Origin of the sequence: Sphingobacterium sp. UBA5789, from assembly GCF_002418355.1 — a bacterium.
GTDB lineage: Bacteria > Bacteroidota > Bacteroidia > Sphingobacteriales > Sphingobacteriaceae > Sphingobacterium.
The window spans coordinates 428,979-453,552 of sequence record NZ_DIDX01000007.1 but is presented as its reverse complement, the minus strand read 5'-3'; the positions used below and the strand labels follow the sequence as shown (position 1 = coordinate 453,552).

Genomic DNA, 24,574 nt, shown 5'->3' with positions numbered 1-24,574 from the left:
TATAAATTATGTTAAATAGAAGACACCTACGGGTGAAAGTGATGCAGACATTGTATGCATACAGTTTGTCATCGGACAAGCAGGTCAAAAATTATGAAAAGGCACTTTTAAAAAGTGTGGATGAGGTGTATGAAATGTACATCTGGACGCTGAATCTTTTGGATGAGGTTTCCGAGTATGTACTTATCGATGCCGAAGGCCGTGCGAATAAATTCTTGCCTACGGAAAAGGATTTGTCATTGACGACACGACTGAACAACAATACGTTCATCGAATCCTTGAGACAAAACAGAGATTATCTGGAAGGTGTCAAGAAGTATAAGGTGGACTGGAGCTTTGACCCCGAGATTGTACGCTCTATCTTTGCTCAGCTCAAGGAATCGGATATCTATCTGGAATATCTGCAGTCGGAAGACCGCTCTATTGCTACTGAAAAAGATATTATCAAACATATCTTTAAGAAGATTATTCTGAAGTCGCCTAATATTGAGCAGACCTTTGAGGATAAATTCATCAACTGGCCGGTTGACAAAGAAGTACTGCAGGCTTTGATCGCCAAGACTTTTAAAAATTTCAGCAGTGAGATTCCACAACAGAATAAACTGGCGGAATTGACACAAAACTGGCTTGATGACAGAGAGTTTGTGTTGGATCTGCTGGCAAATACAATCCGTTACGGAGAAGAATATCAAAGTCTGATCGCTGCTAAAACCAAAAACTGGGAAGCTGATCGTATAGCATTGCTGGATACTATTCTGATGCGTATGGCGATCTGTGAACTGATCAATTTTTCGTCTATTCCGGTGAAAGTAACCATCAATGAATACATAGAATTGTCAAAAGTTTTCAGTACACTGAAAAGTAATACATTTATTAATGGTATCTTAGACAAAATATTGGCTGATCTGAACCAGCAGGGACGGATCCGTAAACAAGGTCGTGGATTAAAAGATTAATACAAATGAAAATTAACAAATTAGCTTTTGCAGGTATATTGTCAATGGCTTGTCTGGTAAGCGCCTGTGGTAACAGTACTAAAACAAACGTTGCAAAGGCAGCACAGGGTGATAGTGTTGCCGGAGATACAACGCAGCAAAAGGGACAGGAAGCATTGGGTAAAATTGAATTTGAAGAAACCGCATTCGACTTTGGTCAGGTTAAAGAAGGGGAAATCGTACAGCATACATTTACATTTACCAATGTAGGTGAGGCTCCGGTTATTCTTTCTGAGGTAAATGCATCCTGTGGATGTACTACACCTAACTACTCCAAGTCACCTGTATTGCCGGGTAAGAAAGGTGAAGTAAAAGTTGCCTTTGACAGTAAAGGTCAGGTTGGTAAACAGCAGAAGATCGTGACGGTCATGTCTAATGCAACCAACGGCATCTCTACAGTACAGTTAAGAGGTGAAGTGCAAAAAGCTAATTAATTTTAGAACAGAAATAAAAATAAATAACACACAAAAATGATAAGTACAATATTCTTACAAGCCGGTGGATCAGGCGGTGGTTTTATGACATTCCTTCCAATGATTTTAATCATCGTGGTTTTCTATTTCTTTATGATCAGACCACAGATGAAGAAACAAAAAGATCACAAGAAATATATTGAAGAGTTAGGTGTCAATACTAAAGTCGTAACTACTGCTGGTATTCATGGACGTATCGTGGAAGTAAGTGAAACTACTTTCCTTGTTGATGTAGGTTCAGGAGTTAAGATCCGTTTTGATAAATCAGCAATTGCATTGGATGCTTCCAAAGCAGCTAATGATGCTAATAAAGAAAAATAAGAAGTCACGAAAGTGTTCTTTGATGAGGAAGCCGCTAAATATTAATTTGGCGGCTTTTTTGTGAAGAATACTGTTCATCTTCTGATCAAAGGTGAAAAATGCTTAAGTTTGTGACATATGGCTTTAAGACGTTTTAATAAATCCCAAAAAAGAAAAATTTCCATCTTCTTAAGATGTATTCTGATTTCTTTTATTGCGTGGACTTTATTTGCCATTTCCAATAAATACGTTTATTCTATGAAGGCCGGAATTCAGTACGTGAATCTTCCGGACAATAAAGCCTTTCATCCGCTGCAGTCTGACACGGTCAGTCTAAAGGTCGAAATGAGTGGCTGGAAACTGCTGCTTTCACGCTTCAGACAGGACACGGCTAATATTCAGGTAGATCTGAGCGGACTGAAAAATCGCAACTGGATCGTGTTCTCCAATCAGATTGGTTTCATCAACAGGCAATTTCCAAGTGATAAGCATGTGGTATCCGTAAGTCCGGATACGTTATATTTCGATTTTTCTAAACAAACACAGCGCAAGGTGCCGATTAAAGCGGTATACAGTGTGGATTTTGCAAAGCAGTACGGTATTATCGGTGATACCAGGAGTTTGCCTGAATACGTCACGATAACAGGCCCTCTGGAAGATGTGGCTAATATTGAGTCCTGGGAAACCGACACTATCCGGGGAACGGGAATCAATGCCGATATCCGTACAATGGCGTATCTGGATCGTAATCAAAAAGCAAATATCAATGTATATCCTGCCTATGCGGAAGTGACCATCCCGGTGGGAGAGCTGACAGAGAAAGTAATGGAACTTCCGATCAAGGTCGAAAATGCCGAGAAGTATACTTCCGTAAGAACATTACCTACTAAGGTTAAAGTAATTATCCTTGTCTCGCTTAAAGACTATAATAAATGGACGCAACGGGACTTTGAAGCAGTAGTAGATATAGAAGACTGGGAAGAAAACAGAGTTCCTAACCTTCCTGTCATTCTGACCAAGATACCGCCTTATTGTAAGGTCGTGAGTGTAGAACCTCAGAATGTAGACTTTTTCATTCGTAAATAAATAGTCCTGCTACAGGAATATTAAAACATAACAAACAAGCAGATTAAGATAGTGATATGGGATTGAAAATAGGAATCACAGGAGGTATCGGTGCCGGTAAAAGTATTATCTGTAATATTTTTAAAGTATTGGGAGTACCTGTTTACAATGCTGACCAGGAAGCTAAAGATATTATGATCAAAAGCGAAGAGGTAAAGGCTGCATTGAAAAAGACTTTTGGAAACGAAACCTATTTTGAAGACGGTTCTTTAAACAGAGCTTTTCTCTCTTCAAAAGTATTTGGAGATGAGGCTCAGTTGAAACTACTGAACGGTATTGTGCATCCTGCTGTGATTCGTGCAGGGGAGGAGTGGTCGGAAAAGCAGACAGCTGCATATTCTTTAAAAGAAGCTGCCTTGCTTTTTGAAACAGGTTCTTACCGTCAGCTTGATTATACCATACTGGTTACAGCTCCCGAAGATATCCGTATAGCCCGTGTCGTTGCCCGTGATCATACCGATGAGGCGAAAGTAAGGGACAGAATAAGTAAGCAGATGAGTGACAAAGAAAAATCTGAATTAGCAGATTTTATCGTAATCAACGATGGTATACAGCCTCTTTTACCACAGGTACTGCATTTGCATCAACAATTTTTAACATTTTAAATTCAAATTATGCCCGATATACTGGCCGATTTTTTAGTTCGGAGACCAGAAGGATATTATTGCCGTTACGGAGATTTTTATATTGACGCTTTAGAGCCTGTACGTATAGACGTAGTGTCACATGCACATGGTGATCATGCGACCAAAGGACATGCGCAGATTATAGCTACTGAAGCTACTGCAGCTTTTATGCAGTACCGATACAGTAAGCAACCTCTCAATACCTTCCTTGTAAAAAGATTTGAAGAATCGTTTAACATTGCTGAAGTCGTGCTGACCTTTATCCCTGCGGGGCATATTCTGGGCTCTGCACAGATACTGATGGAGTATAAAGGTATTCGTTACCTCTACACAGGAGATTATAAAATCGATTCGGATCCTACATGTGAGCCTGTACATATTGTAAAAGCTGATGTGCTGATTACGGAAAGTACCTTTGCTAATCCGGAAGTGAGTCATCCGGATGCAGTGGCGGAGATTCTGAAGCTCAAGGATCGTCCTTTTAATATTTTATTGGGGTGTTATGCTCTGGGTAAAGCACAGCGGATTACAGCACTCTTAAATCAGCATTGCCCCGAACGGCATGTACTCGTGCATCATAATATATTGCCCTTCCATCGCATCTACGATCAGTTGGGTAATTTCCCTATGAAGTATGAGCCTTACAACAGGCAGGTCATGAAACAGGGGGAGCCGGATAAGGTTTATTTAGTACCTCCGATGACTTTTAACAGCTATTTCAGAGCCACTAAGGTGCAACGGGCATTTGCTTCAGGATGGAAGCGTTTGCAGCAGCACAATGATATAGAATTGTATATTTCGGATCATGTAGACTGGCAGGATATTCTGGATTACGTAGATCAGGTGCAGCCCCTTCAGATATGGACCATACACGGAGACGGCAGACTACTTAAAGAATATTACGGAACTAATCTGGATGTCAGGGATATTCTTTAAGATTAGTCAATCAACCCTTCATCCAGCAAATGTCTGAAGATGATCTCATCTACAGCTGAACACTTTTTTGCATCTGCGGAAGACATAAAAGAGAGCTCTTCTATTTCACTCATAGGCGATAATTCCCCTTCAAACAAGGCGGAATAACAAGTCATCCGGACTATTTTCCCTTCAGGGTGGCTGTCGGCCTGTGCTTTGAAAATGCCACAAAACCGGATAGAAGAAGGGATGATGTCAACATCAAGCTCTTCTTTTATTTCCCGTATAAGTGTTGCGGTATCATCCTCTCCGGCTTCCCGTTTACCTCCAGGAATATAATATTTGTCTTTTCCTTTTGAACGTGCGGTCAGAATCCTGCGATCCTGAATATATATCAGGGCAACTTTGTCTATTTCTGTCATGTAAGGGTGAAGTTAAGAAAAGAATGTGGGAAATACTGGGTTCGAACCAGTGACCCCTACCTTGTCGAGGTAGTGCTCTAAACCAGCTGAGCTAATTTCCCAATTGGAACATTTTAAAAAAAGCTCCGGATAGTTCCGAAGCTTTTCAGGTGTGTGGTGCCAGCTGGATTCGAACCAGCGACACAAGGATTTTCAGTCCTTTGCTCTACCAACTGAGCTATGGCACCTTACCAAGATTTTTATTTGAATCTGTTTCTTGTCAGATTTTAAGGTGGTGCCAGCTGGATTCGAACCAGCGACACAAGGATTTTCAGTCCTTTGCTCTACCAACTGAGCTATGGCACCTTTTGCAGCAGAGAATAATTTTTCTTTGCGTTGCAAATGTATGTTCTTTTTTTGAATTCCGAAACTTTTTGGTTCAATTATTTTACATATAATCGACAAAGCATTGATTTTGATTAAGATAAAATTACACCAAATAAACACGCTGCAATTGAAATAAGCCTTATCTTTGCACTTCAATACGTTAAAATGAGTAAAAGAGGAAGAGTACTAGTAGCAATGAGCGGTGGAGTGGATAGTTCGGTCGCAGCCGTAATGCTCCACGAACAAGGATATGAAGTAATAGGGATCACGATGAAGACCTGGGATTATGCATCTTCAGGCGGTTCATCCAAGGAGACAGGTTGCTGCAGTCTGGATAGCATCAATGATGCACGTGCACTGGCTGTAAACTATGGATTTCCACATTTTATATTAGATATCCGGGATGAATTCGGAGATTATGTAATCGACAATTTTGTAGATGAATATATTGCAGGTCGTACGCCAAACCCTTGTGTATTGTGTAATACACATATCAAGTGGGAAGCGCTGATCAAGCGTGCAAATAAACTGGATTGCGAATTTATCGCTACCGGACATTATGCTAATATCCGCCTGCATGAAAACGGGCGTCATGTGATATCCAAAGGGAGAGACGAGAATAAGGATCAATCCTATGTATTGTGGGGAGTGACACAGGAGAATCTGGCACGTACTCAGTTTCCGTTGGGAAGTTTTACTAAAAAGGAAATCCGTCAGATGGCTGCGGATATGGGACAAATGGAGCTGGCGAATAAGTCAGAGAGCTATGAGATCTGTTTTGTGCCGGATAACGACTACAGAGCATTTCTAAGACATAAAATGCCTGATCTGGATGAAAAGGTAGGTCCGGGTAATTTTATCCTTTCTGACGGTACTGTTGTAGGTCAGCATATCGGTTATCCGTATTTTACAATCGGACAGCGTAAAGGTCTTGGAATAGCATTGGGAAAACCAATGTTTGTGATTGAGATCTTACCTGAAAGTAACTCTGTGATGCTCGGAGAAGAGCATGAACTGGAAAGAGCGGAAGCTTATGTTCGTAATATTAATCTGGTGAAATATGCCAGTCTTTCCGAGCCGATGGAAGCTGTGACAAAAATACGCTACAAGGATTCCGGTGCATTGTCTACTATTACGCAACAGGGTGATATTATGAAAGTGGATTTTGAACATCATGTAAAGGGAATCGCTCCCGGACAATCAGCCGTATTCTACGAAGGAAACGATCTGATCGGTGGCGGATTTTTAATGAAATAATATGTACAGAAGAAAAAGAGGTTGTCCGATAACATGAGTTTTGGCGACCTCTCTTTTTTCTCATTAGTTACTTTCTTCATTAACTGCAACAATAACATATCGAAAATAAAGCCATATAGCTGATTCCATAGCTATTGGCACATCAGTTTGCTTCCCCTCCGGGTCTATTCCTCCCTTACAATCGTAGTGGGTACTCAATAATCACTATTTATGGAATTTTTAGCTTTCCTGCATCTATAGTACAGATGATGAGGAAGTCGAAGGAAATCAGGTTATTCGGATTTATTGTGGTGATGTTTTGCTTCATCATCTATTATTCCTTCTTTAATTAAAAAAGGTCATGGTGTGATACCATGACCTTTTCTGTTATATAAGGTGTAAACCTATCGAAGATTACGATAATTTACCTACTTCTTGTACAAGATCTACGATTTTGTTTGAGTAACCCCACTCATTATCGTACCATGCTACAACTTTTACAAAGTTGTCGTTAAGAGAGATACCTGCTTTTGCATCGAAGATAGAAGTACGTGCGTCACCTAAGAAATCAGTAGAAACTACTTCATCTTCTGTATAACCCAGAATACCTTTCAATTCGCCTTCTGAAGCATCTTTCATTGCTTTTTTGATCTCTTCATAAGAAGCGCCTTTTTCCAGACGTACTGTTAAGTCTACTACAGATACATCAGCAGTAGGAACACGAAGAGACATACCTGTCAATTTACCTTTCAGAGAAGGTAATACAAGACCTACAGCTTTAGCAGCACCAGTTGAAGAAGGGATGATGTTCTGATAAGCACCACGTCCGCCTCTCCAGTCTTTTGCTGAAGGACCGTCTACTGTTTTTTGAGTTGCTGTAACCGCGTGAACAGTAGTCATCAGACCTTCCAGAATTCCAAAATTGTCATGCAATACTTTTGCTACAGGAGCTAAACAGTTAGTTGTACATGATGCATTAGAAACGATATGTTGATCAGCTTTTAATTCTTTGTGGTTTACACCCATTACGAAAGTAGGGGTGTCGTCTTTTGCCGGAGCAGACATAACAACTTTTTTAGCACCAGCATCGATGTGTTTCTGTGCTGATTCCTGAGTAAGGAAAAGACCTGTAGATTCGATGATCACTTCAGCACCTACTTCATTCCATTTCAGGTTAGCCGGATCTTTTTCTGCAGTGACACGGATAGTTTTTCCGTTTACAACAAGGTTGCCGTCTTTTACTTCAACAGTTCCGTCAAATTTACCATGAGTTGAATCGTATTTCAACATATATGCCATATAATCTGGCTCTACCAGGTCATTGATACCTACTACTTCTACATCTTGGCGATTGATCGCAGCTCTGAATGCTAAGCGGCCAATACGACCAAATCCGTTGATTCCAATTTTCATCTTTTTAATTTTTATTGAGATTTAAATAATATTTTACTAAGTTGTGAATGGGTTCCTTAATGATTGTTCCGATTTCCAGGCCAAATTCATTTTCGCCTATATCTCTCAGCCAATCTGCATAATGTGTCGCTACAGATCCGGTAAAGTTGATCTTGTGATCCGGATAGCGCTCGCTTAACGGTACAAGATAGGTGTCGCAATACAAGAACAGACCTTCTTTTATAATAGTAGACAAATAAGGTTCATCTTTGTTTTCCTGTACGAAGTCAGCAAAAGAGGTAAGGAAAATGTTGGGATTGGGATGGTTATAGACTTTTTCAAGGATAATTTTCCGGTCCAGATTGTAACGGGATAATAGCTTTTCTCGGATATCTACCGGCATAGTGCCGCTTAGAAAATCTTTTAATAGCTGTCTGCCTATCCAGTTTGTCGAACCTTCATCTGCCAGAATATAGCCCATTCCGAAATTGTTCTTCAGTATTTTCCTGCCGTTATAGTATGCTGCATTGGATCCGGATCCCAGTATACCGATGATTCCTTTTTCATCTCCGAAAGTAGAGATAGCAGAGGCCAGTACATCATGATTGACTTTTACCTTTGCATTTTTGAAGAAAGATTCGAATACCTTTTTGATTTTGGATTGTCTCTCCAGAGACGATGCACCCGCACCGAAAAAATAAATGCGCTTTATTTTTTCTGCATAATTAATCAGGTTCGTATTCTTATTCAGGAGCTGGGTAATAAATCTTTCATCCTGAATATAAGAATTGATTCCTGTGGTTCTGAAACCACTGACAACACGGCTCTTATCGGCCAATCGCCAATCCGCATACCTTGATCCACTAAAAACGACTGCAATCATATTGCTTATAGATAATATGTCTAGATCGCCATGATCTGGGAGATCTCTAACATATCGTTACTTAATTTAAATTCCTTGTTATTGAGGGCTTCTTCCAGAGGAGTCAGGATAATCTCATTTCCTCTCAGGCCTACCGTCATTCTGGTTTTCCCCTGAAGGAGGTGCTTTACAGCTGCATATCCCATTCTACTCGCCAGTACGCGGTCAAAACTACTTGGAGAACCCCCTCTTTGTAAATGCCCTAATATACTAACTTTTGTGTCATAATAATCAAATTTTTCTTTGACCCGCTTTGCTACATTGTATGCACCGCCATTTTTATCCCCTTCGGCTACGATAACGATAGTTGAAGTTTTTTGTTTAAAGGCTGCGCGTTCCAGCAGATCAATCAGCTCGTCTATAGCTGTTTCTTTCTCCGGCAGCATGATGGCTTCGGCTCCTCCGGCAATACCGGCATTAAGCGCGATGCATCCTGAATCACGGCCCATTACTTCTATAAAAAACAGGCGGCCATGAGAAGCTGCAGTGTCACGAATTTTATCTATAGCATCAATAACTGTATTTGTAGCGGTATCGTATCCTAATGTATAGTCCGATCCATACAAATCATTATCAATCGTGCCGGGTATACACATAACCGGGATATCATATTCTCTGGAGAAAAAATCTGCTCCTGTGAATGTACCGTCACCGCCGATGGCGACTAAACCATCTATGCCCTGTGCTTTTAGGTTTTCATAAGCTTTGGCTCTTCCTTCCGGAGTTCTGAACTCCATACATCTTGCCGTTTTGAGGATGGTTCCGCCTTTTTGGATAATATTGCTCACTGAGCGGCTGTTCATTTCGACAAATGTACCATCCAGCATACCCTGATAACCATGGTATATGCCTGTCACTTTCTTCCCTTCGTAGACTGCTGTACGTACGACTGCACGAATGCAGGCGTTCATGCCCGGTGCGTCTCCTCCGGATGTAAAAACTCCTATATTTGATATTGTATTCACGTGTTTATTTCTTTAATCAGGTTTCACGAATATACAGTGTATTTTTTACACTATTAAATTTTTTGATTATTTTTTTTGTTACTTTGCTATATTTAACGGATACTTGTGTATAAGGCATGTGTAAATTCATGCAGGTCTAGCTTTTAGAAGTCTTAAACTAATAAATTATTGAGCATTGTTTACAAATTTCACCATTGATTGCGTCATATTTGGCTTCCATGACGGTTATTTAAAAGTTTTATTGACAGAAAGAAATGAATATCCTTTCAAGGATTGGTGGGCTCTTCCTGGTTTTTTCGTAAACAATGACGAAGAAATGGAGGACGCGGTCAAGCGTATTCTGTATGAAAATACAGGGTTGAAAGATATTTATATGGAGCAACTGGCCGCATTAGCCGGATTAAAACGTCATCCGCAGGGAAGGATTCTGACTGTTGCCTATTTTGCACTTATGCAACTGGATCATGCCAAGATCAAAGTAAAACCCGTGACATCTTATATGCGGCAAGCCAATTGGTTTTCTGTACATGAACTTCCTGATCTGGCTTTTGACCATAAACAAATTATAGAGCTCAGCCTAGAAAAATTAAAACGCAAAATCGGATATAGTCCGGTAGCTTTTGAATTATTACCTGAAAAATTTACTCTTACCCAATTACAACTCGTTTACGAAGCTATCCTTGGAAAGAAGCTTGACAAACGTAATTTTAGAAAAAAAATGCTCAATTACGGCTTCCTGAAGGAACTCTCTGAATTTCAGAAAGGTGTGTCGTATCGGGCCGCCCGATTATATAAACTCGATAAACGCAAATTCCATAAAGCATTTTCGCATGAAGATTAATTATTTCTTTCACAAGGGATAATTGTCATCTTAAAGTCTTTTTTTAATACTTTTTTCAAGATTATATCTCTGGAATTTGATTTCTGTTGCTCTTTTTTTACTTTTGACCCTGATTTGTAAAAAGTCAAAAATAAAAAAATGGATAATACACAAAAGAAGAAAAACCAGATTGTTAAAGCCGCTCTCAAACGCTTTGCTCATTTCGGTATTCCGAAAACTACCATGAGTGAGATAGCGGATGATGTGCATTTGACAAAAGCTAATCTTTATTACTATTTTCCTGATAAAATTTCCCTGATCAAAGATTCTATTCTGGCTATAGTGGCTGAAATGGATGTTGTGGAACGGGATGCCATGAATACCGAAAAAGGAGGGGTACTGGTACTGTTGAACAGATTACTGGATATAAGGGCCTTTTTCGTAAAGAAATATTACATGTTCTACATATTTGAAAATGTAGACTGGATCAAAGATCCGAGTATTTCATTAGAGATAGATTCTCTTATTCAGCAGGATGAAGATCAATATTGTCAAATCTTTGAAAAGGCCAAGGAACAGGGCGAATTAGCCGATCTGGATCCACGTTATCTGGCCAAAAATTACAGCGATACTATGCGGGGACTAGGATTGATGGGAAATGTGACCAATATTATACAGGGCTATCCGAGTATTGATAATCTGGATGATATCCTGGAAAGACAGAAAGAGGTCACTGAGATTATGTTCTACGGCATGCGCAAAAAATAGAGAAGACAATCACAATGTACATACTAAATATAAATATGAATAGAATAAGCAAATTGTTAATGGTCCTGCTGAGCTTCGGAATCTTCGGTTCTGCACATGCTCAGGAAGAACTGACACTCAAAGAGGCCATACAGTATGCGCTTCAGAATAAAGCTGATGCTAAAAAATCAAAACTGGATGTAATCAATGCAGAAAATAAGATCAGCGAAGTGCGTTCCAATGCTTTACCTCAAATTAACCTGAGTGCAGGTTTGACCTACAATCCGATTATACAGAAAATTGCTCTTCCGGATTTTACAGGACAGACAGGCGGAACGACATTAGTCGAGATGGGACAGAAATGGCAGGCGACTCCAACCGTTTCACTGACTCAGCAGATCTTTAACCAATCGGTATTTACGGGTTTGAAAGCCGCAAGTACAACCCGTGCTTTCTATCAGATCAATCATGAAATGACGGAAGAACAGTTGATCGAGCGTGTAGCAAACAGTTACTACGATGTATATCAGGCAAAAATGCAACTGGAAACTATAGAGAGCAATCTCAAAAGTACCCGGAAAACACGTGATGTCATCTTTGGTTCATATTCAAACGGACTGGCTAAAAAAATAGATCTGGACCGTACAGATGTAGCAGTTAACAATCTGGAATCGTCCAAATTGCAAAAGATGAATGAAATCCAGTTGAAAGAGAATGCCCTGAAATTTGTGATCGGTATGGATGTCAATAAAGATATTCAGATGCCAAAAAGTACATTTAATATAGATCTTAAAATCGCTAATCTGGATACAGCACAACTGGATAACAGAACGGAGATAAAATTGCTGGCTACACAAAGAGAACTGAATGTATTCAATAAAAAATCAATAGAAGCTCAGTATTATCCGACTTTATCTCTACAGGCAAGCTATGGATATGCCGGTTTCGGACAGAAATTTCCATTGGTTAACAACAATGGGGTATGGGCGAATTTTGCTTCCATCGGTGTGAATCTTTCCTTCCCTATATTCAACGGATTTTCGACACGCTCTAAAGTAAGACAGGCACAGATCGATATCGATAAGCTGGATGTGGATATTTCGGATAAAAAACTAAGTCTGATGACCGATGCGAATAATGCACAGAAGCAATTGAAAAACAGCCTTCTGAACATCAATATGCAACAGGCAAATATGGAACTTGCAAAAGAGGTCTTGTCTAATGTCGAGAATAACTATAAAAATGGTTTGGCTACATTAACAGATCTTTTGGATGCAGAAAAGGCATATGCTGAAGCTCAAAACAATCATTCTACAGCTTTGTTGAACTACAAAGTTGCTGAAATACAAATTATTAAATCAAACGGGAATTTAAAATCACTTATCAACGAATAATTAACCACAGATGAAACGGACAATCATAACCATCGTAATTATAGTAGCAGCACTGGCTGGTATTATGTTTATTTTGAATAAGAATAAAGAAAAGAATAAAGCGGAAACTGAAATCGTAGCACAACAGAATGCAGCGGTAGCTGTACGTATTGATACTGTTGCTGTTCGCGAAATGAATGCCCAGTATATTTCTAATGGTACATTTATGCCATTTAAAGAGATGAGATTATCTGCCGAAACACCGGGTAGAGTGAAAACTGTACTGGTCGATGAAGGTGATTTTGTGACCGCAGGACAAGTACTTGCAACTGTAGTAGGAGACAAGCTTAATGTGAATACACAGAATGCACAGGCTTCCTATAACACGTCTAAAGCAGATTATGAACGATACAAAAATGCTTTTCAGACAGGAGGTGTGACACAGCAACAACTGGATCAGGCCAAATTAAAAATGGAGAGTGATCTGAATAACCTGAAAAGTGCGCAGCTGAATGCTTCTGATGCAACGGTAAGAGCAGGGATCAGCGGAACGATCAACGAACGTAAAATCGAACCGGGCACTTATGTATCTCCGGGTACTGAAATGTTCTCACTGGTGAATGTCGGTACGTTGAAACTAAGAGTGAATGTTGACGAGAAGAATGTTGTAAAGCTAAAAGTTGGTCAGAATATCAAAATTACTGCAAGTGTATATCCGGACAAATCTTTCGAAGGAAAGATTACCTTCATTGCTCCTAAAGCAGACGGAAGTCTTAATTTCCCTGTGGAGATCGAGGTAAAAAACAATCCTAACAATGAACTTCGTGCAGGTATGTACGGTACTGCAGTATTTGGTGCAGATCAGTTATTACCGGTACTTACTGTCCCTAGAACAGCATTCGTTGGTAGTGTAAGTTCCAATCAGATATTTGTCAATGAAAACAATAAAGCAGTCCTTAAGACGATCACTTCCGGACGCAATTTCGGTGACTATGTAGAAGTGCTGGACGGACTTTCTGCAGGTCAGATCGTGATTACAAGTGGACAAATCAACTTGCTGAACAATACGCCGATCAGCATTATTAAATAATTGTTTGAAACAAAAGATATTTCATGAAAATTTCAGAAATCTCGATAAAGCGCCCCAGTATAATCATCGTACTGTTTATTATACTTACGCTGGGCGGTTTGTTTAGTTATAAGCTGTTAAGCTACGAGTTGATTCCTAAGTTTGAGGTCAACGTTATTACAGTACAGACGGTGTATCCGGGAGCCTCACCTTCTGAGGTAGAGAATACGGTATCCAAGAAAATTGAGGATGCGATATCTTCCCTGGAAAACGTAAAACGTGTAGAGACAAAGTCATATGAGAGTTTATCATTAGTGATGATTACCCTTAATGATAATGCAGATGCCAACTACGCATTGAATGATGCACAACGTAAGATAAATGCTATCCTGAAAGATTTACCGGATGATGTGGATCCTCCTTCTCTGGTTAAATTTTCACTGGATGACATGCCTATCATGAATCTTTCCGTGACCAGCAAATTGTCTGAGAAAGAACTTTACGATCTTCTGGATAAGAAAATACAGCCTATCTTCTCCCGTATCACCGGGGTTGCACAGGTAGATATGATCGGTGGACAGGAGCGTGAAATCAAAGTAACGCTAGATCCTAAGAAAATGGAAGGTTACGGATTGAGTATCGCTCAGGTGCAGCAGGATATCTTATCATCCAATCTGGATTTCCCTACTGGTAACGTCAAGACCAGAAGTAGTCAGATCCTGATCAGGCTGTCCGGTAAATACAGATCTATTGAGGATATGCGTAATCTGCCTATTACGGCTAAAGCAGCCGGTAGCGGAGGACAATCTCTGGATATTCCGATCCGGCTTGGTGATATTGCAGATATCGAAGACGGTCAGAAAGAGGTTGAAAAGATCGCTCGTCTGGATCAGCAGAACACCATCCTGATGCAGGTCAAAAAACAATCTGATGCCAATGCGGTAGAGGTGAGTAAGCTTGTAAAAGCAACAATTGAAACGGTACAGAAGGATTATGCTGAACAGGGTATTAAAGTCCTGGTGGCGAATGATACATCTGAATATACGCTGAAAGCGGCTAATAACGTTTTGTTTGACCTTTTCCTGGCGATTGTACTTGTAGGTGTGATCATGTTATTCTTCCTGCACAGTTTACGGGATGCGGCAGTCGTCATGGTAGCGATTCCATTGTCACTGATTGCAACATTTATCGGTATCTATCTGATGGGCTATACACTCAACCTGATGAGTCTTCTGGGACTTAGTCTCGTGGTTGGTATTCTTGTGGATGATGCGATCGTAGTCGTGGAGAATATTCACCGGCATATGGAGATGGGTAAGAGTAAAATCAGAGCTGCATATGACGGAGCGGCGGAGATCGGATTTACAGTAACAGCGATTACTATGGTAATCGTGGTGGTATTCCTTCCTATTGCAATGGCAAGTGGTCTGGTTGCTAATATCCTGGCTCAGTTCTGTGTGACGGTTATTATTGCGACAGGATTATCTTTATTGGTATCATTCACCGTAGTGCCGTGGTTATACTCCCGCTTTGGTAAATTAGAACATATCAATCCGCATACTTTCTTTGGTAAGATCATACACGGTTTTGAAGCTGGTCTGACAGCTTTTACACACAGTATTTCAGATTTATTGAAATGGTGTATCGATTCCCGCAAAAATAAGGTAATTACCCTGTTTGTTGTATTGATCGTCTTTGTCGCATCTTTAGGTCTGGTGGGTGCCGGATATATAGGTGGAGAGTTTTTCCCGTCTTCGGATAAAGGAGAATTTTTGGTGCAGTTGGAACTGAATAAGGATGCTTCTATCGAATCTTCCAACTTTATGACGCAGCGTGCTGAAGCTTATATCTCTAAATTTAAGGAAGTAAAACGTACGATTACGACTGTCGGACAATCGAGTGATGGTATGGGAGGAACTACCGGTACGAAATACAAGGCCGAGATCCATGTCATTCTGATAGACCAGAAGGAACGAACAGAGAGTACGAAAGTTTTTGGGGCCAAACTGAAGAGAGGACTTGAAAAAGAACTTGTCGGTTCTAAAGTGAAAACAGTAACCGTTGGTATGATGGGAGCTGAACAGGCACCTATCACAATGACTGTAATCGGTTCGGATATGAAAGATGCTCTTGAATTTGCGAATAAAGCGGCTGATCAGTTGCGTAAGATTGAGGGTGCTACAGAGGTCAAGCTGACATCTGAAGATGGTAACCCGGAGATCAATGTACAGGTGGACCGCGATAAGATGAATTCTCTTGGTCTGGGACTTTCTACAGTAGGTATGGCCATGCAGACTGCCTTCAGTGGTAACACGGATGGTAAATTCAGAGCCGGAGAGTATGAGTACGATATTAACATCCGTTTTGGAGAAGAAGACCGTAAGAATATTGAAGACGTAAGAAACCTGTTGTTTATCAATAATATGGGTCAGAAAATACGTCTGGAGCAATTTGCAACAATCAGTTACAGTTCGGGTCCGACCTTATTGGAACGTCGTGATAAATCTCCTTCTGTATCTATACAGGCGCAGGTTATCGGACGTCCTTCCGGTACTATTGCAACAGAATGGGAAGCACAATTTAAAGAGTTGCCGCGTAAACCAGGAGTGAGTTATATGTGGGGTGGTGATATGGAAAACCAGCAGGAAGGTTTCGGTACATTAGGATTTGCGTTGTTAGCATCTATTATCCTTGTCTACCTGGTGATGGTGTCTCTATATGACAGTTTTGTCACACCATTTATCGTTATTTTCTCTGTACCGTTGTCTTTTATCGGAGCATTACTGTTAATGGCTCTTACCGATACTTCTCTGAATATCTTTACGATTCTGGGGATTATCATGTTGATTGGTCTGGTCTGTAAAAATGCGATTCTATTGGTCGATTTTGCCAATATGCGTAAAGACGCCGGTGACAATACACATGATGCATTAGTTGCGGCCAACCATGCCCGTCTCCGTCCGATCCTGATGACTACTATTGCGATGGTATTCGGTATGGTGCCGATTGCGATAGCTACGGGTGAGGGTGCAGATATGAACAGAGGTCTTGCGATCGTAATTATCGGAGGGTTACTTTCCTCCTTATTCCTGACACTGGTAATTGTACCTGTTGTCTATTCGATATTCGACAGTTTACAGAAACGCTTTGGTCAGCATGAGAAGCTTGATTATGAAGCTTTAATGAAAGCTGATTACGAGCCGAATAAGGATTATGTAGACGAGATGTCTGTCAAACACTAGAATACCTTTATTTTACAATTTGTTTATATAAGCCATTCCGGATTCCGGAATGGCTTTTTTTGTTATGGAAAAAATCTGCGATAATACAACCGGATTGATTCGCTCAAAAAATGCTAAATATGATATAACCCGGGTACCGGTTAATCTGAACTGATTTTTCCGTGAAGGTTTTCAATTCTTGTTCTTTTGTCAATTTATTTAACAGTTAACTAACAAAGGTTTAATCTATTACGGTTTTATTTTGGAATATGATGATGGGTGTAAAAAATTTCTTTTTATTTAAAATATTTCATATATTAGGGCTGTTAATCTTTATTAGTGGAATTACAGATCAATTTTTAATTTTCTCCTGAAAGGTGTTTACGGGGATTACTATTTTCTTGTAAAAGACTGGAAATGCTATAGGAGTGAAATTCTCAGATTCGGTAAAAATCAATTAAAAATGAAAAGAATCATTTGTCTTGCGCTGTTAGGTGTGGCCATAAATGGGGTATATAGTCAGCAGCAATTAAGTATGGAGGATAGTAGAGGTACAGCATCCACTCCGGTTCACTATAATTTTAAATTGAAACCCTCTTTTAAGTACAACACCGATATTGGACTAAATGTACCCGGGAATTATTCTACTGTTTTGGGTTTGAGAGGTTGGTGGGATGATTCCGGAGGTAAAGCTCACGAAATAGCCTTTACAGATAATGATCTTTATATAAGGTCCGGATATGATAGCGGCTGGGAAGGCTGGCGGAAAATTCTTACGACAGATGCTAATGGCTATGTCGGAATCGGAACAAATAATCCACAAACATTTTTGACTTTGAAAAATCAAACAAATGATAAAGACTATATTTCAATTATAAGAACTGATGATAGCCCCAATATGGATATAATTTCTTCCTATAATGGATCGGATGATATTCAGTCAGGATCTTTTGCTTATGGAGTCAGACCTGTAGATGATGCATGGCAGATATGGAATAGAACGACTGGTATTAGTTGGGTTAATCTGGTTTCTGTCAAGGCAAACGGGAACGTAGGAATTGGTACAGCTACTCCGCAGGATAAATTAGCTGTCAACGGTAATATCCGTGCCAGAGAAATCAAAGTGGAGACTAATAACTGGCCGGATTATGTATTTGAAGAAGATTATAAACTGAAGTCTCTGGCTGAATTGGAAACTTTTATCAAAGCCAACAAGCACCTTCCGGATATCCCTTCTGCTAAAAAGATAGAAGAGGATGGACTGTCAGTAGGAGAGATGAACAAACTTATGATGAAAAAGATAGAAGAGCTGACTTTACATCTGATTGAGAAAGACAAGCAGCTGCAACAACAGGACACATTTCAACAAACACTTTTACAGGATGTAAATATGCTGAAAGAAAAAGTAAATCAGCAGGCTAACGAAATTAACCAACTAAAGAATAAATGATAATGAAAAGATTTGCCGGACTTTTAATCGCCTTAAGCTTATTTCCAATACTCGTATGGTCACAGAGCAGAAATGATGCTGGGCTGCGGGGTGATGCCGGAGCCGTTTCCGGATTTTTTGATGCAAATATCCCTGTTAATTTTCCAAGTGTAGCCAGTGAATGGTGGCATCTGCTGGATGTCAGGCACTCAAATCCTAATAACAACTTTGCCATGCAGTTTTCGGGAAGTTTTTTTGACCAGCATTTATACTTCCGGAAAACAAATAATAATCCGGCTACCCCCTGGAGTCGGGTATTGCTGGAGACAAATGGTAAAGTCGGAATAGGTACTGATGACCCGCAGCAAAAGCTGGATGTAAAAGGGCATATCTCTGCAGAAGGTACATTAATATCTACTTTTTCTGATCCAAATATAGGAGGCACTATTTTACTTAGCAATCCTGCAAAAACAGCTAATGGTGCAGCCATGTACTGGAGAATATATAACATGGCTGGTGCATATGGTAATAGTCTGCAGTTCTGGGCATATGACGCAACAGGATGTAATTCAGGAGGCCTCTGTGCCAACAGGTTTACCATTATGGATAACGGGAATGTTGGAATTGGTATTACTACTCCGCAGGATAAATTAGCTGTCAACGGTAATATCCGTGCTAAAGAAATCAAAGTGGAGACTAACAACTGGCCGGATTATGTATTTGAAGAAGATTATAAACTAACTCCTCTGGCTGAAGTAGAAACTTTTGTCAAAGCCAATAAGCACCTTCCGGATGTCCCTTCTGCCAAAGTGATAGAGGAGGATGGACTCTCTGTAGGAGAAATGAACAAACTTATGATGAAAAAGATAGAAGAACTGACTTTACATCTGATAGAGAAAGACAAGCAACTGCAGACGCAACAGGAAGAGCTGAATACGTTAAAGACGCAGTTCAGAGCTTTTCAAAATAAATAGATCTTTAAAATTTCAATACAAAAAGTACACATGAAAACAATACTTCTAGTCTTATGGATAAGTGTTTTAACCACTTTGGTCGATGCACAAGTTGCTACTACCTCATTTTTTGTGAACGGTGACAAGGATAAATTCTATCCGGTAATATTTCAGGATAATAATTGGGGAAACAGCGTTGCTACAGTAATAGAAATCGGACGGTCAGATACCCATTATGATGAAGAATGGAGGGGGTCGATGATCGCACGTTTTCGTATACATAATATGCTTTGGGGACATGGTTCCCATTTTATTGAAACGGATATCTATCAGGGCAGGCATGGTAATGTCGATATTGTTCCATTTATTGCCGGGTATAAGGATGCAACTAGATATAGTGACAATAAGGAATTTATTATATGGTTAAAAGGAGCTTCGACATATTTTTATGTATCTAACGCCGCTCAATCTCCCCGAATATATGATAATGTTCAAAATATATTACCTTATCAAGAGGAAGGCGGACCTGCGCATACCTTCAAGACCAGTGTGGAAGAGTATGTAAATTCGAGGGGATCCAATACGGATGGTGTTATTCATGTTATGGGACAAGCTACCAATTATTTTGCCGGAAATATCGGGATTGGTAAACGGGATGCTACCGAAAAACTGGAGGTCAACGGCAATATCCGTGCTAAAGAAATCAAAGTGGAAACTAACAACTGGCCGGATTATGTATTTGAAGAAGATTATAAACTGAAGTCTCTGACAGAAGTAGAAACTTTTATCAAAGCCAATAAGCATCTTCCGGATATCCCTTCTGCTAAAAAGATAGAAGAGGATGGACTGTCTGTAGGAGAGATGAACAAGCTTATGATGAAAAAGATAGAAGAGCTGACTTTGCATCTGATTGAGAAAGAGAAAGAGATCAGGGACTTAAAAGGAATAAAACAAGAAATTGTTGTGCTTCAGGAAGAAATACAACAACTAAAAGAGAACTTAATGCGAAAGTAAGATGAAAAATAAAAAAACGGCTTTTTGTATACTATTAATGCTCTATCTGGCAGGTACAAAATTAACCATACAGGCACAGGTGTATCGCAACTTAGTCGAATATTCTTATAATGGTGTCCCGACACATGGTGTGAAAATAAAAACCAATATTCCTTTTATGCATCAGGTTGATATGCCGACTGTTAAAATTCAAGGGTACAACTATGGGAATGGTGAAGTTATGGATTTAACTCTTGTGTTTTACATCTTTAATAATGATGCAAACTTACCTAAAGTATGGGCGTCTTCTGTATCTACCGCAGGTTCTTACTCACCAAGAATATTCTTAGCTCAGGAAAACGGGAAGGTGGTGATTTTTATAGATGATAAAAGCTATTTTCTACGTTTTTTTGTTGATGCGTTTACGCATGGTTTTAATAATACCCCTGTATATTACACAAGTTGGGCCACGGCTGATGAAGCATTAAGTAGCAGTGAGATCGTCGAATTGCAATACAAAAACTCTTTTAATGGAGTTGTAATGTTTCCTGAAAATGGAATCTGGAATACAGACGGTAATGTAGGTATTGGCACGACTACTCCTACGGAACGCTTAGCTGTGAACGGTAATATCCGTGCTAAAGAAATCAAAGTCGAATCTGCCAACTGGCCGGATTATGTATTTGAAGAAGATTATAAACTAATTCCTCTGGCTGAAGTAGAGGCTTTTATCAAAGTTAATAAGCACCTTCCGGATGTCCCTTCTGCTAAAAAGATAGAAGAGGATGGACTGTCTGTTGGAGAAATGAACAAGCTCATGATGAAAAAGATAGAAGAACTGACTTTGCACCTGATTGAGAAGGAAAGGATTCAGAAGCAATATGAACAACAATTAGCCGATATGGCACAAAGACTTAAAAAACTCGAAGAAAAGCAATGAAAAATAAAATTTTAAAAACAACAGGAATAGCCCTAAGTATTTTTTTTACACACATCGCCTCTGCTCAACAGGATAATAGGGTACAGATTGGTTTAGATGCACCTGCATATGGTGTTAATCTACTAGCAAATTTTGGAACCGGAGTGCCCGGAGGATGGGCAAGAGGATACCGTATATCCAACAATGATGATTCAGAATCCTTTATTCAATTAGGAACAAATGGGTATCTCGATGCAGCAGGAAAATCATTTCAATCCTATTCTTATATAGGTAAGAACTATGATCGTCCGTTTATGATCTTCCAGCCGGATGGAAATATTGGTATAGGGACAACAACTGTTGAGAATAATGAAGGGTGGGAAAAGGCGCTTCAGATTAACGGAACTGATCATGCCAAGTTATTAGTAACGACTAATGCAGTGAGAACTGGTATGTGGTCCCACAGCAGCGGATATTATGGGGCTGTCGCAGGCGGTATGGTTGGAACACATACCAATCATCCATTTTCTATTGTTACAAACGGAGTGTCTAAGGTCACTATTTTATCCAATGGTTATACAGGTATTGGCACGACTACGCCTACGGAACGCTTAGCTGTGAACGGTAATATCCGTGCAAAAGAAATCAAAGTCGAATCTGCCAACTGGCCGGATTATGTATTTGAAGAAGATTATAAGCTAATTCCTCTGGCTGAAGTAGAAACTTTTATCAAAGCTAATAAGCACCTTCCGGATGTCCCTTCTGCTAAAAAGATAGAAGAGGATGGACTGTCTGTAGGAGAGATGAACAAGCTTTTGATGAAAAAGATAGAAGAATTGACTTTGCACCTGATTGAGAAAGAAAAACGACAGGAAATACTGTCACAACGTGTACATATGCTTATAGAAAAAGTAGATCAGCAAGCCGGCGAAATCAATCAGCTAAAGAATAAAAGATAATGAAAAAATTAGCAGTATTTATAATGGCGACCCTTTTATCACCTTTTCCGGGGGTAGCACAACTTAGAAATGATGCGGGGCTGCGGGGAGATGCGGGAGCGACTTCCGGATTTTACGAAGCTAATGCACCGGTCAATTTTCCAGGTTCTGCTACAGGATGGTGGCATCTGCTGGATGTCAGACACAGTAATCCGGCCAATAATTATGCCATGCAGTTTTCGGGAAGCTTTGTAGATCAGCAACTATACTTTCGCAAGACAGATAATGATGCCGGAAGACCCTGGAGTCGGGTATTGCTGGAGACGAATGGTAAGGTTGGAGTTGGGACTTTGAATCCGGGTACGGAACTGGAAGTTAATGGTACAGCCATCATTTATAATAAGAATGGTAATAATTTTAATGAAAATTTGCGTCTTCCAAGTTCTCAATATGGCTCAGCCAGCATTGCCTTAGGCGCTATACCCGGAGCATCGGGTACAGGGTATGGTCAATGGTCCTTAGTTAAGTTTTCAGAAGCACAAGGATCAAAATTCAGTATAAGACATTTCCATACCGGACATTTAAATATTCTGACCAACGGAAATGTTGGTATAGGCCTTGAAGAGCCGGCAGAAAAGCTATCCGTTAACGGCAATATCCGTGCTAAGGAAATCAAAGTGGAGACAAACAACTGGCCTGATTATGTATTTAAACAGGAATACAAACTCCAGCCGTTATCCGAATTAGAAACATTTATCCTTCAGTATGGTCATCTTCCCGATATGCCGCAGGCAGCGCAGGCTGAAAAAGAAGGTGTATCATTAGGCGAGATGAACAAGCTCTTGTTGAAGAAAGTAGAAGAACTGACACTGTATCTGATTCAGAAAGATAAAGAGATCCAAAGACTGAATCAGATCTTAATCAAAGAAGAAAAATAAGCATGTTGCCTTTGGTATAGATGGCATTTTATCTTACGGTTGATTTGAAGATATTGCCTGATTTTACAAGCGGATTATATTCTTTATTTTAGCTTTTTGTCAGATAAGGTCCACAGCTTATGAGGCAGACTTATTCTTATCAAACCGATTATTATATCCTTAGTCCCTCTCCGAAAGAAAATAGCAACCTGCTATTATTTCAAATCCGTTTATTTAATAAATAAAAAGCACAGGCTTAATACCTGACCTTCATACGTTTACTTATGATGAAGAAAATAATAAATTGCGTTTCGTTTTAAAAAATTTCTTATATTAGAGTCGTTAATCTTTATTATTGGAATTGCTGATCACTTTTTAATTTCTTCCTTAGGAGTATATTTATTCGGTTTTTTATTTTTTCTTTCAGATAAACAGAAAGTCTACAGCCCTTGAGTGAAATGTTTCGGTCGGCCCAACATTATTTTAAAATGAAAAAAATAATTTGTTTTGCCTTCTTATCTATGGCTTTTTCCGCGGTATATGGACAGCAGGAGTTAAGTGTGGAAGATAGTAGAAGTACACCTACTACTCCTCTGCAATACAATTTTAAACTTAAGCCTTCTTTTAAATTTAACACTGTTCTGGGTTTAAATGCTCCCGGGTTTTATTCTACCGTTTTAGGCATCAGAGGCTGGGGAGATGATTCAGGAGGTAAGGCTCATGAATTAGCCTTTACAGATGCTGATCTTTATATAAGATCCGGATACGATGCCGGTTGGGAAGCATGGCGAAAAATTATTGTAGCTGATGGGAAAGGATATGTCGGAATAGGAACGAATAATCCACAAACACAACTGGAAGTCCAGGGAACGGCAATTATTTATAATAAGAACGGTGATAATTATAATGAAAACCTTCGGCTACCCAGTTCTCAATATGGTTATTCTTGCATTGCTTTGGGAGCTATAGCAGGAACAACAGGTACCGGATTTGGTCAATGGTCATTAGTTAAATTTCCTGAAAAGCTGGCATCAAAATTTAGTATAAGACATTTTGATAAAGATCATTTAAGTATACTGACTAATGGATATGTTGGAGTTGGTACCACTACTCCACAGGAAAAACTGTCCGTCAACGGTAATATCCGTGCAAAAGAAATTAAAGTCGAAGCAACTAACTGGCCGGACTATGTGTTTGAAGAAGATTATCCGCTGACACCCCTCCCGGAAATAGAAGCATTTATTAAAATCAATAAACATCTTCCGGATATACCGTCGGCTCAAAAGATTGCTGAAGAAGGTCTGTCTGTAGGAGAAATGAATAAACTGATGATGAAAAAAATCGAAGAGCTGACGCTTTATTTAATTGAAAAGGATAAGGAAGTTCATAAACTGAATGAAAAAATGACTGAAATGGAAAAAGAAATTATAGCACTTAAAAAAATAAATAATTAAAAAT

At 39.6% G+C, this 24,574-nt stretch carries 23 protein-coding genes and 3 tRNA genes; 19 read left to right on the top strand and 7 right to left on the bottom strand.

Annotated elements, in window-relative coordinates; genetic code table 11:
• Positions 1 to 8: 8 nt before the first annotated feature.
• The 6 genes from nusB (at position 9) to B4B65_RS19350 (ending at position 4,455) form a co-directional block, all read left to right on the top strand.
• Positions 9 to 956, top strand: coding sequence for a transcription antitermination factor NusB (gene nusB / locus B4B65_RS19375; RefSeq protein ID WP_037460484.1), 948 nt, complete (start codon positions 9 to 11; stop codon positions 954 to 956).
• Between the two features lie 5 nt (positions 957 to 961).
• Complete coding sequence (locus B4B65_RS19370) at positions 962 to 1,429, top strand: DUF1573 domain-containing protein (protein ID WP_201678461.1); 468 nt, start codon at positions 962 to 964, stop codon at positions 1,427 to 1,429.
• 36 nt (positions 1,430 to 1,465) lie between these two features.
• Entirely contained in the window at positions 1,466 to 1,789 is a 324-nt protein-coding gene (gene yajC, locus B4B65_RS19365) for a preprotein translocase subunit YajC (RefSeq protein ID WP_293918036.1), read from the top strand.
• Between the two features lie 237 nt (positions 1,790 to 2,026).
• Positions 2,027 to 2,854 (top strand): hypothetical protein, encoded by an 828-nt coding sequence (locus B4B65_RS19360; RefSeq protein WP_293918034.1) that lies wholly within the window; start codon positions 2,027 to 2,029, stop codon positions 2,852 to 2,854.
• A gap of 56 nt (positions 2,855 to 2,910) precedes the next feature.
• Positions 2,911 to 3,498 carry a dephospho-CoA kinase gene (gene coaE / locus B4B65_RS19355; RefSeq protein WP_293918032.1) on the top strand — a complete coding sequence of 196 codons (588 nt, stop codon included), beginning with the start codon at positions 2,911 to 2,913 and terminating at the stop codon, positions 3,496 to 3,498.
• A 9-nt stretch (positions 3,499 to 3,507) separates the two neighbouring features.
• Positions 3,508 to 4,455, top strand: coding sequence for an exonuclease (locus tag B4B65_RS19350; protein ID WP_293918030.1), 948 nt, complete (start codon positions 3,508 to 3,510; stop codon positions 4,453 to 4,455).
• A 2-nt stretch (positions 4,456 to 4,457) separates the two neighbouring features.
• Here the strand turns inward: B4B65_RS19350 and B4B65_RS19345 are convergent, their stop codons facing one another.
• The 4 genes from B4B65_RS19345 to B4B65_RS19330 form a co-directional block, all read right to left on the bottom strand.
• Positions 4,458 to 4,856, bottom strand: a complete 399-nt coding sequence (locus tag B4B65_RS19345; protein WP_293918028.1) for an NUDIX hydrolase — start codon at positions 4,854 to 4,856, stop codon at positions 4,458 to 4,460.
• A 26-nt stretch (positions 4,857 to 4,882) separates the two neighbouring features.
• Positions 4,883 to 4,957, bottom strand: a tRNA-Val gene (locus B4B65_RS19340).
• A gap of 53 nt (positions 4,958 to 5,010) precedes the next feature.
• Positions 5,011 to 5,083, bottom strand: a tRNA-Phe gene (locus tag B4B65_RS19335).
• Between the two features lie 45 nt (positions 5,084 to 5,128).
• A tRNA-Phe gene (locus tag B4B65_RS19330) sits at positions 5,129 to 5,201 on the bottom strand.
• Positions 5,202 to 5,387: 186 nt separating this feature from the next.
• Here B4B65_RS19330 and mnmA point away from each other — a divergent pair.
• The gene (gene mnmA / locus B4B65_RS19325) at positions 5,388 to 6,479 is read left to right on the top strand and encodes a tRNA 2-thiouridine(34) synthase MnmA (protein ID WP_293918026.1); all 1,092 of its coding nucleotides are present in this window, start codon (positions 5,388 to 5,390) and stop codon (positions 6,477 to 6,479) included.
• Positions 6,480 to 6,872: 393 nt separating this feature from the next.
• Here mnmA and gap read toward each other — a convergent pair whose 3' ends face one another.
• From gap to pfkA, 3 genes are read right to left on the bottom strand one after another with little or no spacing between them, the layout of a single operon-like run.
• A complete protein-coding gene (gene gap / locus B4B65_RS19320; RefSeq protein WP_003004380.1) occupies positions 6,873 to 7,871 on the bottom strand; it encodes a type I glyceraldehyde-3-phosphate dehydrogenase in 999 nt (332 codons plus the stop codon).
• 4 nt (positions 7,872 to 7,875) lie between these two features.
• Positions 7,876 to 8,733, bottom strand: coding sequence for a hypothetical protein (locus B4B65_RS19315; protein WP_002998724.1), 858 nt, complete (start codon positions 8,731 to 8,733; stop codon positions 7,876 to 7,878).
• 20 nt (positions 8,734 to 8,753) lie between these two features.
• Positions 8,754 to 9,737: a 6-phosphofructokinase gene (pfkA, locus tag B4B65_RS19310; RefSeq protein WP_003004375.1), complete on the bottom strand. Its 984-nt coding sequence runs from the start codon at positions 9,735 to 9,737 to the stop codon at positions 8,754 to 8,756.
• Between the two features lie 175 nt (positions 9,738 to 9,912).
• Here pfkA and B4B65_RS19305 point away from each other — a divergent pair, with 175 nt between their 5' ends.
• The 12 genes from B4B65_RS19305 (at position 9,913) to B4B65_RS19250 (ending at position 24,570) form a co-directional block, all read left to right on the top strand.
• Positions 9,913 to 10,578: an NUDIX hydrolase gene (locus B4B65_RS19305; RefSeq protein ID WP_002998718.1), complete on the top strand. Its 666-nt coding sequence runs from the start codon at positions 9,913 to 9,915 to the stop codon at positions 10,576 to 10,578.
• 138 nt (positions 10,579 to 10,716) lie between these two features.
• A complete protein-coding gene (locus B4B65_RS19300; RefSeq protein ID WP_201678469.1) occupies positions 10,717 to 11,325 on the top strand; it encodes a TetR/AcrR family transcriptional regulator in 609 nt (202 codons plus the stop codon).
• Between the two features lie 35 nt (positions 11,326 to 11,360).
• Positions 11,361 to 12,698, top strand: coding sequence for a TolC family protein (locus B4B65_RS19295; protein WP_236581899.1), 1,338 nt, complete (start codon positions 11,361 to 11,363; stop codon positions 12,696 to 12,698).
• A gap of 10 nt (positions 12,699 to 12,708) precedes the next feature.
• Entirely contained in the window at positions 12,709 to 13,767 is a 1,059-nt protein-coding gene (locus B4B65_RS19290; protein WP_201678471.1) for an efflux RND transporter periplasmic adaptor subunit, read from the top strand.
• A gap of 23 nt (positions 13,768 to 13,790) precedes the next feature.
• Entirely contained in the window at positions 13,791 to 16,988 is a 3,198-nt protein-coding gene (locus B4B65_RS19285) for an efflux RND transporter permease subunit (RefSeq protein WP_293918015.1), read from the top strand.
• Between the two features lie 442 nt (positions 16,989 to 17,430).
• The gene (locus tag B4B65_RS19280; RefSeq protein ID WP_293918013.1) at positions 17,431 to 18,417 is read left to right on the top strand and encodes a hypothetical protein; all 987 of its coding nucleotides are present in this window, start codon (positions 17,431 to 17,433) and stop codon (positions 18,415 to 18,417) included.
• A 2-nt stretch (positions 18,418 to 18,419) separates the two neighbouring features.
• On the top strand, positions 18,420 to 19,370 hold the full coding sequence (locus tag B4B65_RS19275) for a hypothetical protein (protein ID WP_293918011.1): 951 nt from the start codon (positions 18,420 to 18,422) through the stop codon (positions 19,368 to 19,370).
• Between the two features lie 30 nt (positions 19,371 to 19,400).
• Entirely contained in the window at positions 19,401 to 20,363 is a 963-nt protein-coding gene (locus B4B65_RS19270) for a hypothetical protein (protein WP_293918009.1), read from the top strand.
• A gap of 1 nt (position 20,364) precedes the next feature.
• Positions 20,365 to 21,282, top strand: coding sequence for a tail fiber protein (locus B4B65_RS19265; RefSeq protein ID WP_201678475.1), 918 nt, complete (start codon positions 20,365 to 20,367; stop codon positions 21,280 to 21,282).
• Entirely contained in the window at positions 21,279 to 22,220 is a 942-nt protein-coding gene (locus B4B65_RS19260) for a hypothetical protein (RefSeq protein WP_293918007.1), read from the top strand. The genes B4B65_RS19265 and B4B65_RS19260 overlap by 4 nt, the downstream gene beginning before the upstream one ends.
• The gene (locus B4B65_RS19255; protein WP_293918005.1) at positions 22,220 to 23,137 is read left to right on the top strand and encodes a hypothetical protein; all 918 of its coding nucleotides are present in this window, start codon (positions 22,220 to 22,222) and stop codon (positions 23,135 to 23,137) included. The genes B4B65_RS19260 and B4B65_RS19255 overlap by 1 nt, the downstream gene beginning before the upstream one ends.
• Positions 23,138 to 23,604: 467 nt before the next feature.
• Positions 23,605 to 24,570, top strand: a complete 966-nt coding sequence (locus tag B4B65_RS19250; RefSeq protein ID WP_293918003.1) for a tail fiber protein — start codon at positions 23,605 to 23,607, stop codon at positions 24,568 to 24,570.
• Positions 24,571 to 24,574: the final 4 nt, after the last annotated feature.